Origin of the sequence: Stenotrophomonas sp. AR029, from assembly GCF_047520695.2 — a bacterium.
Taxonomy (GTDB): domain Bacteria; phylum Pseudomonadota; class Gammaproteobacteria; order Xanthomonadales; family Xanthomonadaceae; genus Stenotrophomonas; species Stenotrophomonas sepilia.
This window is the reverse complement of record NZ_JAXBQQ020000007.1, coordinates 149,031-165,557: the sequence shown is the minus strand read 5'-3', so window position 1 is coordinate 165,557 and position 16,527 is coordinate 149,031. Positions and strand designations below refer to the sequence as shown.

At 68.6% G+C, this 16,527-nt stretch carries 15 protein-coding genes; 10 read left to right on the top strand and 5 right to left on the bottom strand.

From position 1 onward, the window contains the following. The first annotated feature begins 6 nt into the window (after positions 1–6). Positions 7–1,155 carry a fatty acid desaturase family protein gene (locus ACM0PB_RS18330; protein ID WP_005416924.1) on the top strand — a complete coding sequence of 383 codons (1,149 nt, stop codon included), beginning with the start codon at positions 7–9 and terminating at the stop codon, positions 1,153–1,155. 5 nt (positions 1,156–1,160) lie between these two features. Here ACM0PB_RS18330 and ACM0PB_RS18325 read toward each other — a convergent pair whose 3' ends face one another. The 5 genes from ACM0PB_RS18325 to ACM0PB_RS18305 all read right to left on the bottom strand — a co-directional run bounded on the left by ACM0PB_RS18325 (position 1,161) and on the right by ACM0PB_RS18305 (position 5,224). Continuing rightward, positions 1,161–1,496, bottom strand: a complete 336-nt coding sequence (locus ACM0PB_RS18325; RefSeq protein ID WP_053498539.1) for a tetratricopeptide repeat protein — start codon at positions 1,494–1,496, stop codon at positions 1,161–1,163. Then, positions 1,493–2,071, bottom strand: a complete 579-nt coding sequence (locus tag ACM0PB_RS18320) for a flavin reductase family protein (protein WP_053498541.1) — start codon at positions 2,069–2,071, stop codon at positions 1,493–1,495. The genes ACM0PB_RS18325 and ACM0PB_RS18320 overlap by 4 nt, the downstream gene beginning before the upstream one ends. Then, positions 2,068–2,697 (bottom strand): superoxide dismutase, encoded by a 630-nt coding sequence (locus ACM0PB_RS18315; RefSeq protein WP_414604557.1) that lies wholly within the window; start codon positions 2,695–2,697, stop codon positions 2,068–2,070. Before ACM0PB_RS18315 ends, ACM0PB_RS18320 begins: the two co-directional genes overlap by 4 nt. 437 nt (positions 2,698–3,134) lie before the next feature. Continuing rightward, positions 3,135–4,646 carry a thioredoxin family protein gene (locus ACM0PB_RS18310; protein WP_414604566.1) on the bottom strand — a complete coding sequence of 504 codons (1,512 nt, stop codon included), beginning with the start codon at positions 4,644–4,646 and terminating at the stop codon, positions 3,135–3,137. A gap of 128 nt (positions 4,647–4,774) precedes the next feature. Continuing rightward, the gene (locus ACM0PB_RS18305) at positions 4,775–5,224 is read right to left on the bottom strand and encodes a GNAT family N-acetyltransferase (protein ID WP_414604558.1); all 450 of its coding nucleotides are present in this window, start codon (positions 5,222–5,224) and stop codon (positions 4,775–4,777) included. A gap of 66 nt (positions 5,225–5,290) precedes the next feature. Between ACM0PB_RS18305 and ACM0PB_RS18300 the strand changes: the two genes are divergently transcribed. The 9 genes from ACM0PB_RS18300 (at position 5,291) to ACM0PB_RS18260 (ending at position 16,430) form a co-directional block, all read left to right on the top strand. After that, positions 5,291–6,226: a TIGR03571 family LLM class oxidoreductase gene (locus ACM0PB_RS18300; RefSeq protein WP_139727231.1), complete on the top strand. Its 936-nt coding sequence runs from the start codon at positions 5,291–5,293 to the stop codon at positions 6,224–6,226. A 177-nt stretch (positions 6,227–6,403) separates the two neighbouring features. Further along, positions 6,404–6,715, top strand: coding sequence for a DUF3817 domain-containing protein (locus ACM0PB_RS18295; RefSeq protein ID WP_414604567.1), 312 nt, complete (start codon positions 6,404–6,406; stop codon positions 6,713–6,715). 154 nt (positions 6,716–6,869) lie between these two features. Continuing rightward, positions 6,870–8,066: an MFS transporter gene (locus tag ACM0PB_RS18290; protein ID WP_065196141.1), complete on the top strand. Its 1,197-nt coding sequence runs from the start codon at positions 6,870–6,872 to the stop codon at positions 8,064–8,066. After that, positions 8,063–9,256: an isochorismate synthase gene (locus tag ACM0PB_RS18285; protein ID WP_139727227.1), complete on the top strand. Its 1,194-nt coding sequence runs from the start codon at positions 8,063–8,065 to the stop codon at positions 9,254–9,256. Before ACM0PB_RS18290 ends, ACM0PB_RS18285 begins: the two co-directional genes overlap by 4 nt. Beyond that, positions 9,253–10,905 (top strand): (2,3-dihydroxybenzoyl)adenylate synthase, encoded by a 1,653-nt coding sequence (locus tag ACM0PB_RS18280; protein WP_414604559.1) that lies wholly within the window; start codon positions 9,253–9,255, stop codon positions 10,903–10,905. The genes ACM0PB_RS18285 and ACM0PB_RS18280 overlap by 4 nt, the downstream gene beginning before the upstream one ends. Next, positions 10,905–11,537 (top strand): isochorismatase family protein, encoded by a 633-nt coding sequence (locus tag ACM0PB_RS18275; RefSeq protein ID WP_139727224.1) that lies wholly within the window; start codon positions 10,905–10,907, stop codon positions 11,535–11,537. The genes ACM0PB_RS18280 and ACM0PB_RS18275 overlap by 1 nt, the downstream gene beginning before the upstream one ends. Continuing rightward, positions 11,537–11,794, top strand: a complete 258-nt coding sequence (locus tag ACM0PB_RS18270) for a phosphopantetheine-binding protein (RefSeq protein WP_065179204.1) — start codon at positions 11,537–11,539, stop codon at positions 11,792–11,794. The genes ACM0PB_RS18275 and ACM0PB_RS18270 overlap by 1 nt, the downstream gene beginning before the upstream one ends. Then, positions 11,791–15,681 (top strand): non-ribosomal peptide synthetase, encoded by a 3,891-nt coding sequence (locus ACM0PB_RS18265; RefSeq protein WP_414604090.1) that lies wholly within the window; start codon positions 11,791–11,793, stop codon positions 15,679–15,681. Before ACM0PB_RS18270 ends, ACM0PB_RS18265 begins: the two co-directional genes overlap by 4 nt. After that, positions 15,672–16,430, top strand: coding sequence for a 2,3-dihydro-2,3-dihydroxybenzoate dehydrogenase (locus ACM0PB_RS18260; protein ID WP_329843825.1), 759 nt, complete (start codon positions 15,672–15,674; stop codon positions 16,428–16,430). The genes ACM0PB_RS18265 and ACM0PB_RS18260 overlap by 10 nt, the downstream gene beginning before the upstream one ends. Positions 16,431–16,527: the final 97 nt, after the last annotated feature.

The window sequence follows — 16,527 nt, the reverse complement described above, 5'->3', positions numbered from 1 at the left end:
CCTGCCATGACCCGCGCCACCGACCGTGCCCTGAGTACTGCCGAGATGCATGCCTTCGGCGAGGAACTCGACGCGATCCGCGACCGTGTGATCGGCAGCCTCGGCGCCTCCGATACCCGCTACATCCGCCGCGTGGCCGCCGCCGTGCGCTGGTTCGGCGTGGGTGGCCGTGGCCTGCTGTTCCTGGCAGCGTTTTCGCCGCTGTTCTGGATGCCGCTGCTGTGGCCGGCCGCGATCACCGGCACGCTGCTGCTGGCGCTGTCGAAGATCCTGGAGAACATGGAGCTGGGCCACAACGTGATGCACGGCCAGTTCGACTGGACCGGTGATCCCAAGCTCAATGGCAACACCTACGAGTGGGACATCGTTGCCACCGCCGACAACTGGCGCAAGACCCACAATTTCCGCCACCACACCTACACCAATGTGCGTGGCATGGACGATGACATCGGCTATGGCCTGCTGCGCATCTTCCCCGAACAGCGCTGGAAGCCGTTTTACCTGCTGCAGCCGATCATCGCGCCGATCTTCGCACTGCTGTTCCAGTGGGGTGTGGCCGCGCAGGACCTTCGCCTTGGCCGCTGGCTGAAGGGCCGCATGAGTGCCCGTGCGATGTGGCTGCAGACCCGCCCGGTGGCGCGCAAGATGCTGCGCCAGGTGCTGAAGGACTACGTGTTCTTCCCGCTGCTGGCGGGTCCGTTCTTCCTCACCGTGATGCTGGGCAACCTGGTCGCCAACGGCCTGCGCAACATCTGGACCTACGTGATCATCTTCTGCGGGCACTTCACCGCCGAATCGGAAACCTTCCCCAAGGAGTGCCTGCGCAATGAGTCGCGCGGCCACTGGTACCTGCGCCAGCTGCGCGGTTCGTCCAACATCAGCGGCGGCTTCCTGATCAACGTGCTGTCGGGCAACCTCAGCCACCAGATCGAGCACCACTTCTACCCGGATCTGCCGGCCAACCGCTACGCGGCCATCGCCAAGGAAGTGAAGGACATCTGCCGCCGCTACGGCCAGCACTACAACAACGGCTCGCTGCCGCGCCAGTTCGGCCAGGTGGTCTGGCGCATCCTGCGCCACGCGTTCCCGAGCAAGCCGCGCCGCCTGCCGATGCCGGACATCATGTCCGCACCGGCATCGGCCAACGCGGGCTGATCGACTCAGCCCGCCTTCGCCAGGGCCGCCTGTTCGCGGTCCAGGCGGCGCAGGAACACCTGCATTTCCTTGCGTGCCTGCTGGTCGCCCTTGCTGCCGGCCACGCTCAAGCCGCGCTGCCACGCCTCACGGGCCGCCTGTGGCTGGCCACTGGCCAGCCAGGCTTTGCCCAGCAGCTTCCAGGCCGCCGAGTACTGCGGATCAAGCACCACGCAACGGCCCAGGTGGGTTGCCGCGCGTACCGGGTTGCCGGCATCCAGCCAGCCCTTGCCCAGGCCGAAGCGCAGCAGCGCGCCGTCCTTGCCGGCGGCAAGCATGCATTCCAGAGCTTCGATGTTCATCCGCGTACCTCCGCCAGCAGCTCGGCCGGGCCGGGCTGGAAGCGGCCGCGATGGAACAGCAGTGGCGCGCCGCCGTTCTCGTGCACTTCGATGATGCGGCCGGCCAGCAGCAGGTGATCGCCCACCGGCCACTGCGCGTGGCGGGTACAGGTGAGATGGGCGACCGCACCGGTGATGCGGGGTGGGGCGTCCTCGTCGTCATCCAGCAATGCCAGGCCGTCGAAGCGGTTGCGGACCTGCGGATCGGCGAAGCGCCGGGCCAGCGCTTCCTGGTCGGCCGCCAGCACGCTGAGCGCAAAGCGCGTGGCGCGCTGGAAGGTGGACAGGCTCTGTGCGTGCAACGCCAGGTTCCACAGCACCAACGGTGGCTGCAGTGAGACCGGCACGAACGAGTTGATGGTCAGGCCGACCGGCTTGCCCTGTGCATCGCGCGCGCAGACGATGGCCACGCCGGTCGGGAAATGGCCGAGCAGCCGCCGCAGGGCACGCGGCGGCATCTCGACCGATGGCACCGGGGCCGGGGCGGGGAACACCCCGGCCCACGGCCCGGCGTAGGGCAGTGTCTCGCCGCTCATGAGGCCCGGGCCTGGTGGTAGCGCCGGCCGACTTCGGCCCAGTTGATGATGTTGAAGAAGGCGCCGATGTAGTCCGGGCGGCGGTTCTGGTAGTGCAGGTAGTAGGCGTGTTCCCAGACATCCAGTGCGAGGATCGGGGTGTGGCCGGACAGGCCTACGGCTGCACCCATCAGCGGGCTGTCCTGGTTGGCGCTGCTTTCCACCTGCAGGCGACCATCGCGATCGCGGGTCAGCCAGGCCCAGCCACTGCCGAAGCGGGTCTGCGCGGCCTTGCTGAAGGCCTCCTTGAAAGCATCGAAACCGCCGAGGTCACGGTCGATGGCGGCGGCCAGTTCGTCATCGGGTGCACCACCGGTGGTGCTGAGCACGGTCCAGAACAGGCTGTGGTTGGCGTGGCCGCCGCCGTTGTTGCGGACCGCGCCACGCTGGGCCTCGGGCACGGCATCGAGGTTGGCGATCAGCGTCTCGACCGGCTGCTCGGCGATGCCGGCCTGCTCGATGGCGGCGTTGAGATTGTTGACGTAGGTCTGGTGGTGCTTGCTGTGGTGGATCTCCATCGTGCGCGCATCGAAATGCGGCTCAAGGGCGTCGTAGGCGTAGGGGAGCGGGGGAAGCGAGTACGACATCGAAGCAATCTCCGTGGGAAGGCCAGGGGGCTGGCCGTGGGGAGATCGTTATCGCACCTCAACATTGGTTGAGGTCAAGGGGCGGGATTGAGGTGCGTGCGCGTTCATCGCTTTGATTCTTCCTGCAGGACAGCACGAGCGGAATGGTAGTGCCGGCCGCTGGCCGGCATGCTGGCAAGGTCGGGTTGCCGGCCAGCGGCCGGCACTACCAGAACCCGCTTTTCGAACCTCACCGGCGCGCTGAAGTGCTGCCCGCGCTCGCAGGAAACCGTCCGGTGGCGGGGGGAGGGGCTGGCCGGGACCGTTGGCGCCATGGATGGCGCCATCGAGCCCCCAAGGATGGGTTTACGGCGTGTCCCGGCCAGCCCCTCCCCCGGCCACAACCGGCATCAACAAAGGCGCCGGCAGGCGAACCAGCCGCCCGCGTTTTCATCAACTCAACTCAACCAGTCCTTGCACGCGCCATCCACCTGTTCACCGCACGCCTGCTGCATCCTCTGCTGCAATCGCGCCAGCGTCTCGGCACCCTGGTGCTTCCCGCTCCACGCCTTCAGCTGCCCGGCCAGGCGCTCGAAACGCTGGCGGGTGCGCTGGTGGTAACCCGACGGCTGCGCCTCCAGTTCGGCGATCAGCGAGGCGGTGGCCTGCTCGATGCGCGGCGCGTCGTTCGGCGCCAGCTTCAGCAACCCTTCCACGTACAGCACGCCCCATTGCACGCGGGTGGCCGGGCCCTGCGCACCGTCGTAGGCACGCTTCAACCACTCCAGCGCACCGGCAGTGTCGCCGCGGTGCTCGGCCAGTTCGGCCAGCTCGGGCATGTAATAGTAGGGCTGCTCGCTGCGCTTCAGCTCCGCCAGCAACAACGCCTCGGCACCGGCGTCGTCACCGACCTGGCGCAGTGCGTAGACCGCGCTGCTGATCGTGGCCTGGCGTGCATGCGCATCAGTGGCGGTGGCGTCGGCCGCGGCCACGCGCTGCTTGACCCGATCAACCAGCGGCGCGGGCAGTGCGCCCTTCGGCTGCTGCTGGCGGGCCAGCGATACTTCCGTCAGTGCGCGCGACAATGCGTCGTCGGCGCGGTCGCCGCGCTCGGCATCTGCGCGTTCCAGCGCGACCAGCAGCTGCTGGCCCAGCGTGTTGCGGGTGGCCGGCCCAGTACTGGCCTGCGTGACCAGCTGTGCGCCTGCATAGCCCAGCAACTCACGGTTGCGGCGGACTTCGGCCGGCTGCGCCAGCACGGCCTGCAGCAGCTCGCGTACTTCGGTAGGCGAGCTGGCGGGCGTGTCGGCGGTGGCCAAGGCCAGCAGGGCGAAGCGGCGCTGCAGGGCGGCATCCGGTGCCGCCTTGGACAGCTGGCGCAGTACATCCTGACTCCTGCGCTCGCCGGCCAGGCGGTTGGCGTCGACTTCCCAGCCGTAGTCGCTCAGTACCTGCCAGTCTTCTGCAGCCAACTTCTCCGGCGTGGCCAGGGCGGTGGCCAGAGTGGCAGCGATTGCACTGCGGCGCCCGGCGGCGACGGTCAATGCCCGGGTCAGTTCGGCGGCGTCGTTGCCACCGGCCACGCGTGTAAGTTCATTGCGCTGTGGGTCCAGCACGATCAGGGTCGGGTAGCCGCGCACCCCGAAGCGTTCGCCCCAGGCCTGCGCACCTTCCTCGTCGCCAACCAGGTAGACCGGCACGAACTTGCCGGTCAAGGCGATGAAGGCCGGGTCCTTGAACAGGCCGGCCTTGAGCTGGTTGCACGGTGGGCACCAGACCGCGCCCCAGTACAGCAGCACCGGCTTGCCGCTGTCTGCGGCTTCGGCGAAGGCATCATCGACGTCACCCTGGCGCCACGCGATTCCCTTGGCCGGCGCAGGTGCCTCGGCGGAGTTGGCGGTGGAAACCGGGGCCGGGGCGCAGGCACTCAGCGCCGAAGCCAGCAGCAACACGGAAAGCGCGACGCGCATCGGCAGGATCTCGAAGGGCAGGGTGACAGGGCATTGTAGGAACGCGCAGGGAACCCGCTGATTCAGTTTGCTCATGACGGACATGCGCCGGGGCATGACGCCCCGGGCATTGGCCGGCGCCCGTGCCTTCAGGCGGCCGCCCGCACCATCTGCTGGTAGACCAGGCCGTTGAACTCGCCGGCCTCACCGTCAACCACGAAGCCATAGCGCAGATAGGTCGGCACAGCATTGAGCGATGCGCGTACGGTCAGGACCGGCTCGCGTACCTGCGGCAGCACCGCCTCGAACAGTGCATGGCCGATGCCCTGTCCCTGGCAGCCGGGATCGACGAACAGCATCGCCAGGTGGCGGCCTTCCTTCAGCTCGACCACGCCGACGATACGGCCGTCCTGCTCGGCCACCAGGATATGGTTGTCGCCGTGCAGGCGTTCACCGAACGCATCGGCGGCGGCGACATTGCCGAACGTGGCGATGCCGGTTGCGCTGAGCGAGGGCGCCACCGCCGCAGTGAACGCGGCCAGGCACACCGCGCTGATCGCGGGCAGGTCATCGACGCGGGCAGGGCGGATCGTCGGCATGCAGTGTTCTTCCCGTGGCGGGCTGCGCGTCATCGCTGCCCCATGCCTGCACGCTAAGCTGCAGGCATGAGTGATTTCAATCCCGCGTACGCTGCGTTGTTTCCAGGGCAGGGCTTGAGCCTGGGCCTGATGACGCCGGTGGCGTCGCAGGGGCTGGCCGATCCGCATCAGGCGCGGCGCATCGCGCGGTTGGCCGACGATCTTGGTTTCGCCGCGTTGTGGGCGCGCGATGTGCCGCTGATGGTGCCGCAGGGTCCGGACGCGACAGCAAGTGCGCTGGACGATCCGTTCCTGTGGCTGGGCATGCTGGCGGCCGCGACGGGGCACATCGTGGTCGGCAGCGCGGCCATCGTGCTGCCATTGCGCCAGCCGCTGCAGGTGGCGAAGTCGGCGTTGAGCCTGGACCGGATCAGCGGCGGACGCTTCGTACTGGGCCTGGGTTCGGGTGACCGCCCGGAAGAGTTCGCCGCATTCGGCGAGGATCTGGAGGGCAGGGCGGCGACCTTCCGTGAGCGTTGGACGTTGTTGCGGGCGGCGCTGTCACCGGCCGCCGATGAGCGCACCGCCGTATTGCAGGCCACTGGTGGCTTCGACGTGCTGCCAGCGCCGGCAACCCGCATTCCGATGCTGGTGGTGGGTACCGCGCGGCAGAGCCTGCAGTGGATAGCGCGTGAGGCCGAAGGCTGGGCCACCTATCACCGCGAAGAGGCCGCGCAGGAAGGGCGCATCGGCCTGTGGCAGCAGGCGCTTGCACAGCGCGGCGGGCCAGGCAAGCCGTTCGTGCAGTCGATGCTGCTGGACCTGCAGGCAGATCCGCAGGCGCCGCCCGAGCCGCTGCCGCTGGGCCTGAAGGTCGGCCGCGATGGCCTGCGTGAGTATCTGCTGCGCGTGCATGCGCAGGGCGTGGCGCATGTGATGTTCAACCTGATCGATAACGGGCGGACGATGGATGACGTGCTGCGCGAGATCGGGGAGCAGGTTCTGCCGGATATGCCCGGGTAGGTGTCCACCTTGGTGGACACGCTCTCGCCGCTGCGCCCGCTGAACTGCTGAGTGTTTCCTTCAGTGGCCGAGGCAGAAGCAGTCGAGCACGGCTCGACTCTACATGCAGCGCGCATCTGCGTATCATTCGCATTTGATACCCCGATGCCGGAGCCCCACGTGACCCAACGTTCCCCCATGCACCCGACCGGACGCCTGTTCGCTGCGGTCGCTTTCATCGAGGCCGTGACCTGGGCCGGCCTGCTCATCGGCATGTGGATGAAGTACGGCCCGATGGCCAACGTGGCCCTGGTGAAGCTGTTCGGGCCGCTGCACGGCGTGGCTTTCCTCGTCTATGTGGCGGTGACGCTGCTCGCGGCGGTGCGCCTGCGCTGGCCGTGGTGGGCCAGTGCCCTGGCCCTGCTGGCAGCGATCCCGCCGCTGGTGACACTGCCCCTGGAGTGGTGGTTCAAGCGCCGTGGCCTGCTCGGCCTGCGTGCAATGCGCTGAACCCAGTGTTGCGCGCCCATTCAAGAGAATGGGTATCAAATGCAAATACGAGCCGTTATCATTTGAGGGTGGCATCTGGCCCTGAGCAGGGTCGGTGCCGGGTGGGGCGCGCAGGCGCGCCCGGCCAATCCTTTCCTGTTACGGCTGGTGTTTCATGCACGCACGTCCCGTCGTTCCCGGCTTGCCGGCGCTGGTGTTGGCTGCCCTGATTGGCACCATGGCGATGATGTCCTTCGTCGCCGTGATCGGCCCGGTGGTCCGCATGCTCGGTTTGTCCGAGTGGCATGCCGGGCTGTCAGTCACCGCCGCAGGCGTGTTGTGGATGCTGGCCGCGCGCCCCTGGGGCCAGCTCAGCGACCGCATCGGCCGCAAGCGCGTGCTGATGCTGGCGATGAGTGCCTACACCGTGGTCTACATCGCGCTGGCGGTGTTCATCGACGTGGCCCTGCAGGCGGTGCCGCCGGTGCTGGTGTCAGTGCTGGTGCTGGTCGCTGCGCGCGGCCTGATCGGCCTGTTCTACGCAGCGGTGCCTCCTACCGCAGCTGCGCTGATCGCCGACAAGGCACCGACCGGGCAGCGTGCGAAGTTCCTCGCCCGCCTGGGCAGCGCCAACGCATTGGGCATGGTGCTGGGCCCGGCTGCCGCGGGTTGGCTGGCCTATACGAACCTGTCGCTGGCGCTGTACGTGGCCGCACTGTTGCCACTGCTGGCGTTGGCGCTGCTGGCCTGGCGACTGCCGGCCACACCGCCTGTAATGGGCGTTTCCGCCCAGCGCCGTGCGCCGATGAGCCGCCTCGACCCGCGCCTGCGCCTGCCGCAGCTGGCGGCGTTCATCGCCATGGTTTCCGTGACCATCGCGCAGGTCACGGTTGGCTTCTTCGCGATTGATCGCCTGGGCCTGGATGCGGCGGCCGGTGCGCGCATGGCCGGCATCGCGCTGACGGCGGTCGGCGTTGGCCTGATCCTGGCGCAGGCGCTGGTGATGAAGCTGGAGGTTCATCCGCGCCGCTGGATCGCCCTCGGCGCCGTGATCTCAGGCATCGGCTTTGCTTCGGTGGCGGGCGTGCAGCAGGCCTGGCAACTGCCTGCGGCCTACGCACTGGCTGCATTCGGCATGGGCTTCGTATTCCCTTCGTTCCAGGCATTGGCCGCCGACGCGGTGGAGGCGCACGAGCAGGGCGCCGCCGCCGGTACTGTCGCTGCCGCGCAGGGACTGGGCATGGTGGCCGGGCCGATGCTCGGCACGCTGGTGTATCGCGGCGGGCCCAGCCTGCCATACCTCCTGGTCGGCGCGTTGCTGCTGTTGCTGTGCGCGCTGGCCGCAGTGCATCGGATGAAGGAGACCCCATGAACGATTCCCTGATGCAGGGCGCGTGGCCGGAGGCTGCGCCAGCGCCGCAGGAGAGCAGCGACGACGCGACGCTGTTCCTGCTGCAGCACGCTGGCCAGCACGTGCACGCACGCGGTTGCCGCGCCACGCTGCCGGCCGGTGCGCTGGCGACGTTGGCGGAACGCGTTTCGGTGTTCTTTGCCCAGCAGCGCGGCGGCCCGGGCCTGCTGGTTGGCGCAGTCCCATTCGAACCCCGTGCCGACGACGCGTTGTACCAGCCCGAGCGCCTGCTGCCAGCGCTGGCACTACAGCCACAGGCCGCGCCAGCGCTGGAGGGTGCCCTGCAGGCCGAGCCTTCGGCGCAGGCGTACGCGGCGTCGGTGGCTGCGGCGGTGCAGGCACTGCGCGCGCCCGAACTGGACCTTCAGAAGGTGGTGCTGGCGCGCAGCCTGGTGGCACGCACCCACCGGGTGCTGTCTCCGGACGTGCTGCTGGCACGGCTGGGCGCGGATCCTTCGGTGGCGACCTATGCGGTTCCGCTGCCGGTGGAAGTGGGTCAGGCGCCAGCGTGGCTGGTGGGCGCGACCCCGGAATTGCTGCTGCGCAAGCGTGGTGCTGAGCTGTTGTCGCACCCGCTGGCGGGGTCTGCGCGGCGCTGCGCCGATGCTGCCGAGGACGAGCGCGCCGCGCAGAACCTGCTGGCCTCGACCAAGGACCATGACGAGCACCGTCATGTGGTCGAGGCGATCGTCGAGGGTCTGGCGCCGTATTGCAGCCACATCGATGCACAGCCGCGCCCGGCGCTGCATGCCACCGCCAGCATGTGGCATCTGGGCACACGCATCCATGCCACGCTGAAGGATCCGCACACGTCGGCCGCCGAGCTGCTGGCGCAACTGCACCCTACGCCGGCGGTCTGCGGTACGCCGCGGTTGGCGGCGCTGCAGCGCATCCGCGAGCTGGAACCGGTGCCGCGCGGCTTCTATGCCGGCGCCGTGGGCTGGTTGGACGCGCAGGGTGACGGCGACTGGTATGTGGCAATCCGCTGCGCACGCCTGCAGGGAATGCAGCTGCGCCTGTTCGCCGGCGCCGGCATCGTTGCCGACTCGCAGCCCGAGGCCGAGGTGGCCGAGACCGCTGCGAAGTTCGCCGCCCTGCTGAATGCGCTGGGTGTCCATGAATCCGCGCCTGCGATCGAGCCTGCCGCATGACTACCTCCACTGACGCTTCCCGCCTGCCACTGCAGCAGGTGTGGCCGGATGACCTGATGGCGCGCTATCGCGAGGCTGGGCATTGGCGTGGCGAGACCTTCCCGGGGTTCCTGCGCGAACGTGCAGAACGCTATGCCGATGACATTGCGGTGGTCGCCGGCGACGTGCGCCTGAGCTATGCGCAGCTGTGGCACGAGGCCGGGCGGATCGGTGCCGGCCTGCTGACGCTCGGCCTGCAGCCAGGGGAGCGGGTGCTGGTGCAGCTGGGCAACACGGCAGGCTTCGTCACAACGGTCTGTGGCCTGTTCCGCGCCGGACTGGTGCCGGTGTACGCGTTGCCGGCACACCGCATCACCGAGCTGGTGCACTTCGCCAGCAAGGCCGAAGCCAGTGCCTACATCACCACCGGGCTGCATGATGGCTTCGACCATCGCGGACTGGCGCGGGCGCTGCAGGCCGACGTGCCGGCGGTTCGCCATGTAGTGATCGACGGCGATGCGGCGGAGTTCATTGGGGTGGAGGCACTGCAGGGCGATCGCAGCCGGTTGCCGGCCGATCCGGACCCGCAGTCTGTGGCGTTCCTGCAGATTTCCGGTGGGAGCACCGGGCTGTCCAAGCTGATTCCACGCACGCATGACGACTACATCTATTCGTTCCGTGCCAGCAATGAAATCTGCGGCATCGACCGCGACAGCGTCTACCTGGTCGCGCTGCCGGCCGCGCACAATTTCCCGATGAGCTCGCCCGGCTTCTTCGGCGCGTTGTATGCCGGTGCCCGCGTGGTGCTCAGCCCCGGCCCCGGGCCGGACGCCGCATTCCCGCTGATCGCACGGGAGCGGGTGACCTGCTGCGGCCTGGTGCCGCCGCTGGCGCTGCTGTGGGCGCAGGCCGCCGCCACCAGCAAGTATGACGTGTCGAGCCTGCAGCTGCTGCAGGTGGGCGGTGCCAAACTGGTGCCGGAAGCCGCACGGCGAGTGATCGACGGCCTTGGCTGCACGCTGCAGCAGGTGTTTGGCATGGCCGAAGGCCTGGTCAACTACACGCGGCTGGATGATCCGGAGGACCTGATCGTGGCTTGCCAGGGTCGGCCGATCAGTCCGGACGACGAAGTGCGCGTGGTCGATGACCATGACCAGCCGGTGGCCGAAGGCGAGGTGGGGCATCTGCTCACCCGTGGCCCGTACACCATCCGTGGCTACCACAACGATGCGGTGGCCAATGCGCGCTCGTTCACCGATGACGGCTTCTACCGTACCGGTGACCGTGTGCAGCAGCTGCCCGGAGGCTACCTGGTGGTGCAGGGGCGTGCGGGTGACCACATCAACCGGGCGGGCGAGAAGATCTCTGCTGAAGAGATAGAGGACCACCTGCTGGCACATCCGGGCGTGTTCGATGCGGCCGTGGTCTCGATTCCCGACGAGTACCTGGGCGAGCGCAGCTGCGCCTTTGTGATCCCGCAGGGCGAACCGTTCAAGGCGCCGGCACTGAAGGCCTGGATGCGCGGGCGCGGCCTGGCGGCGTTCAAGGTGCCCGACCAGATCGTGTTCGTCGACAGTTTCAATACCACGGCGGTCGGCAAGATCAGCCGCCGCGAATTGCGCGCGCAACTGCGTGCGCGTCATCTGCAACAGACAGGAGGAACGCGCTGATGGCGCTGCCCCGTATCACTGATTACCCCTTGCCGACCGCCGCCGAACTACCGCAGGCGCGTGGCCCGTGGCGGCCGCAGCGCGATCGTGTCGCGCTGCTGGTGCACGACATGCAACGCTACTTCCTGGCGGCATTCGACGCCGGCAGCACGCCCTTGCGGCCGGCGGTGGACAACATCGTGCGCCTGCTGGCGCACTGCCGCGCGCAGGGCATTCCGGTGTTCTACACCGCCCAGCACGGTGACCAGGACCGTCGCGACCGCGGCCTTCAGGCCGACCTGTGGGGACCGGGCATGCGTCGCAGCGCCGATCATGAGCCGATCATCGAGGCGCTGGCGCCGCAGCCGGGCGAGCATGTGCTGGTCAAGCATCGCTATAGCGCCTTCCAGCGCAGCAACCTGGAGACGCTGATGCGGGTACGTGGGCGTGATCAGCTGCTGGTGACCGGCGTGTACGCCCATATCGGCTGTACCGCGACCGTGGTCGATGCCTTCCAGCGTGATATCGAGGCCTTCATCGCCGCTGATGCGGTGGCCGACTTCTCGCGTGCCGATCACGATCAGGCGCTGCACTGGATCGCGCGCACCTGTGGTGTGCCGATGACCACCGATCAGCTGCTGGAGGTGCTGTGATGGCTGCCATGGGTGAGGCGCTGGATCTGGAGCGGATGCGTGCCGACGTGGCGCGTGTCCTGGAGTGCACGCCGGCCGAGATCGGTGACGACGACAACCTGATCGACCTGGACCTGGACTCGATGCGCATGCTCGGCCTGGTCCTGGCCTGGGGCAACAATGGCCTTCCGCTGGAGTTCTCGCAGTTGGCCGAGCACACCACGCTGCGCCAGTGGTGGGGTGTGGTGCAGCAACTGCAGGCCGCGCAGAACGCATGAACGCCGCAGCGCTGGCCACGCCGGTGGCGTTGACCGAGGCCCAGGCTGGGCTGTGGTTTGCACAGCGGCTGGCACCGGACAATCCGTCATTCAATACCGCGCACGCGGTATGGATCGACGGCCCGCTGGACGTGGCCGCGTTCGTCGCAGCGGCAGACCGGGCTGCGCGCGAGGCCGAGGCTTTCGCATTGCGCTTTGCCGAAGGTGCCGATGGCCAGCCACTACAGTGGCATGACCCGGTACACGTACCGCTGCTTTCCGTACGCGATGTGTCCGCCGAGGCGGATCCCGCCGCTGCGGCACGCAGCCTGATGCACGCCGACCGGCTGAGCCCGGTCGATCCCACCCGCGACCGGATCAGCCAGCAGGTGCTGCTTGAACTGGGTGGGCAGCGCTGGGTCTGGTACCTGCGGGTGCATCATCTGGCTGCCGATGGCTACGGCATGGCGCTGTTCACCGATCGCGTGTGCGCGTTGTACGCCGGCCGCAAGGGTGAGCCACTGCCAGGACTGTCCGCTGTGCTGGCCGATGATGCCGCCTACCGTGCCGATCCGCGCCGCGTGCAGGCCGGGCAGTGGTGGCGTGAGCACATGCAGGGCGCACCGGCAGGCGCAGGCCTGGCCGGCACGCTCGCGGCCAGTGACGACGCGCTGCGCTGGGTGCAGCCGCTCGATGCGGCATTCCGTGAGCTGTTGCTGCAGGCTTCGGTGCGTTGGCTGCAGCCTTGGCCGGATGTGCTGGCCGCGCTGGCGGCCGAGTACCTGCGGCGGATGAGTGGCGCCGATGAAGTGGTGCTGGGCGTGCCCTACATGGGGCGGTTGGGCAACGCGTCGGCGCGGGTGCCGGCGATGGTCATGAATGTGTTGCCGCTGCGCGTGGCGGCCGGCGAGGGCAGCGTCGAGGCCTTTGCCCGGGGCCTGGGTCGCCAGCTCAGCCAGGGCCGCAGGCACGGCCGCTACCGGGGCGAGCAGCTGCGCCGGGACCTGGGCCTGGTCGGCACGCAGCAGCGCCTGCACGGCCCGCTGGTGAATGTGCAGCCGTTCTACAGGCCGCCGGCCCTGCCCGGCGTGCAGGCGGCGCTGGAGGTGCTGTGCACCGGGCCGGTGGATGACCTGGCGCTGGGTTTCCGTGGCGATGGCCAGCACCTGCTGGATCTGGAGATCGAGGCCAATCCCGCGGTGTACAGTCGCGAGGATGTCGAGGCGCACGCGGCGCGGCTGCTGAATTTCGTGTCGGCGGCGCTGCAGGCTGACGATATCGAAGCCGTACCCTTGGCCACGCCCATGGAGGCGCAAGAGGTGCTGCAGGGTTTCAACGCCACCGCGCACGCGCTTCCTGAGACCACCCTGGTTGAATTGCTGCAGCAGGGCATGGATCGGGACCCGCACGCGCCTGCGCTGGTGTTCGGCGATGCTGCCATGGATTACGCAACGCTGGAAGCGCGCAGTTTCGCGCTGGCGGCACAGCTGCGGGCGATGGGTGTCGGCCCGGGCAGCGTGGTGGCGGTGGCATTGCCGCGCTCGCTGGCGCTGGTGATCGCGCTGGTGGCCGTGCTGCGCGCAGGCGCGGCCTACCTGCCGCTGGACCTTGCCCATCCCGACGAGCGGCTGGCGCGGATCTTCGCCTCGGCGCAGCCGGTGTGCGTTCTGGCTGCGGCGGAGGTTTCGGCGCGCATGGCCGGCGTACCGGTGCTCGCGCCGGAGCAGTGGACCGCGCTGAGCTTCGCCGCGCCGTGGGCCGATCCGGCGCCCAGCGATGCGGCCTATGTGATCTATACCTCCGGTTCGACCGGGGAACCGAAGGGCGTGGTCGTCGAACACCGTGCCATCGTCAACCGCCTGCTGTGGATGCGCGAGCACTACGGCATCCGCGCCGATGACCGCGTGCTGCAGAAAACCCCGGCCACCTTCGATGTCTCGGTCTGGGAGTTCTTCCTGCCGTTGCTGTGCGGAGCCACGCTGGTGGTTGCCGGGCCCGATGCGCATCGCGACCCCACCGAACTGGCGCGGCTGATCCGCGGGCATGGCATCACCACGGCGCATTTCGTGCCGTCGATGCTCGATGCCTTCCTCGCTGCACCGGCGTCCGAAGGCCTGCAGCTGCGACGGGTATTCACCAGTGGCGAGGCGCTGGACGCCGCGTTGCGCGACCGCTTCCACGCGCGCATGCACGCCGAGCTGCACAACCTGTACGGCCCGACCGAAGCCGCGGTGGACGTCAGCTACTGGCCGGCGTCGGCGCAGGATCGATCGCGGCCGGTGCCGATCGGCTTCCCGGTCTGGAATACCCGCCTTTACGTGCTGGACGCGCGGATGCAGCCGGTGCCGGTCGGTGTGGCCGGTGACCTTTATCTGGGAGGTGTGCAGCTGGCGCGTGGCTATCTCGGTCGCGAGGACCTGACTGCCGAACGCTTCCTTGCCGATCCTTTCCTGGCGGGCGAGCGCATCTACCGCACCGGCGACATAGCGCGCTGGCGCAGCGATGGCGCGGTGGAGTACCTGGGCCGCAGCGACCATCAGGTGAAACTGCGCGGCCTGCGCATCGAGTTGGGCGAGATCGAGGCGGCTTTGCGCGAACTGCCGGGCATGGAGCGGGTGGAAGTGCTCCTGCGCCACGACGCACCCGGCGATGCCCGGCTGGTAGCCTATGTGCCGTCGGCACTGGCCGACGCCAGCATGCTGCGTAGTCATCTGGCCACACGCGTGCCGGATTACATGGTGCCGTCCGCCTTCGTTGGCGTGGATCACTGGCCGGTGACCGCCAACGGCAAGTTGGATCGCAACGCGCTGCCCGTACCACCGCGGCAGGAGATCGCCGGGCTGGCGCCGCGCACGCCGTTGGAACAGGAGCTGGCGTCGCTGTTTGCCCAGGCACTCGGGCGAGATGCGCCGGTGGCGGTGGATGCGGATTTCTTCAGTCTCGGCGGTGACTCACTGTCGGCGGTGCACCTGCTGCTGGCGATCGAACAGCGCTGGCGCTGCGATCTCGGTCTGGGGGCCTTGTTTGCCCAGCCCACCGTGGCTGCGCTGGCGGTTCGCATTGCCGAGCCGCCCGCGCTGGCCGATCACGCACTGGGGCCGGTGATTGCGCTGGCCGCGACCGAACCGGCCGGGCCTACGCCGCTGTTCGTGCTGCACCCGGCCGGCGGCATCGCCTGGAACTACCGCGCCCTGGCCCGGGCACTGCAGCCGGCACGCCCGGTATATGGCCTGCAGTCGCCGGCACTGGACGCGCGGCAGCCGCTGCCGAGCAGTATCGAGGCGATGGCCAACGACTACGTACAGCGTGTGGTCGCATTGCAGCCGACGGGGGCGGTGCATCTGCTGGGCTGGTCGGTGGGTGGCATCCTCGCCCAGGCGATGGCGGTGCGACTGCATGAGATCGGGCGCGTGGTCGGCGAACTTGTACTGCTGGACGCCTATCCCAGCGAGTGCTGGCGGGCCGAGCCGGAGCCCGATGCCATCGCCGCATTGCGGGCACTGCTGGCGATTGCCGGTCATGACCCGGATGCGCATCCGGAACTGGACAGCCGGGAACGCATTCTCGCGTTCCTGCGTCGTGGCGGCAGTGCGCTGGGTAGCCTGCCGGATGTCGTGCTGGATGGCGTGGTGCGCGCCGTGACCGGCACCAATCGACTGATCCGTGAACATATCCACCGGCCGTTCGATGGCACGCTGGTGCATGTGCGTGCCGGTCGAGATCACCAGGCGCGGCCACAGTTGCGGTCGGCGTTGTGGCGGGCACACGCGCGCAGGGTGCAGTCGTTGGAACTGCCATTCCTGCACGCAGAGCTGACCGGACGCGATGCAGTGGCGCAGCTGGCGCCGTGGTTGTCGGCACGCTTGCGCCAATGGGACGAACAACAGGAGATCGCAACATGCAGTTGACCGGTTTCAAAGGCCGCGTGGCGTTGGTGACCGGCGCTGCCGGTGGCATCGGCGAGACACTGGTGCGGTTGCTGGCCAAGGCCGGTTGCACCGTAGTGGCGACCGATCGCGAGGCGCCTGTTACGGCAGATGTGCGTGTGCACACCTTTGCGCTCGACGTGACCGACAGTGCCGCCGTGGACGGCCTGGTGGATCAGGTCGAGTCCAGCATCGGGCCGATCATGCTGGCCGCCAGCGTAGCCGGTGTGCTGCATGTGGGCGGCGTGACCGAGACCGGCGATGACGACTGGCGCCGGGTGTTCGCGGTGAACACCGACGGGGTGTTCCATGTCGGGCGTGCCCTGGCGCGGGTGATGTCGCCGCGCGGGCAGGGCGCGATGGTTACCGTCAGCTCGAATGCGGCCGGTGTGCCGAGGCATGGCATGGCCGCCTATGCGGCATCCAAGGCCGCCGCCACGATGTTCACCCGCTGCCTCGGGCTGGAGCTGGCGCCGTTGGGCATCCGCTGCAACATCGTCGCCCCGGGCTCGACGCTGACCCCGATGCAGACCGGCATGTGGCAGGACGAGCACGGCGCCGAACGGGTGATCGCCGGCAACCTGGAGACCTACAAGGCCGGCATTCCGCTGCGCAAGCTGGCCACCCCGGAAGACATCGCAAACGCGGCGATGTTCCTGCTCTCCGAGCAGGCCGGGCACGTAGCGATGAGCGACCTGTACGTGGACGGTGGCGCCACCCTGCGCGGCTGAGGTCTGGTAGTGCCGGCCGCTGGCCGGCAACCTCATTCAACCTCAGACATCTCCCAACCCCCATCGAGGCTTGGCCTGACAGCCAACGCCCAATGAT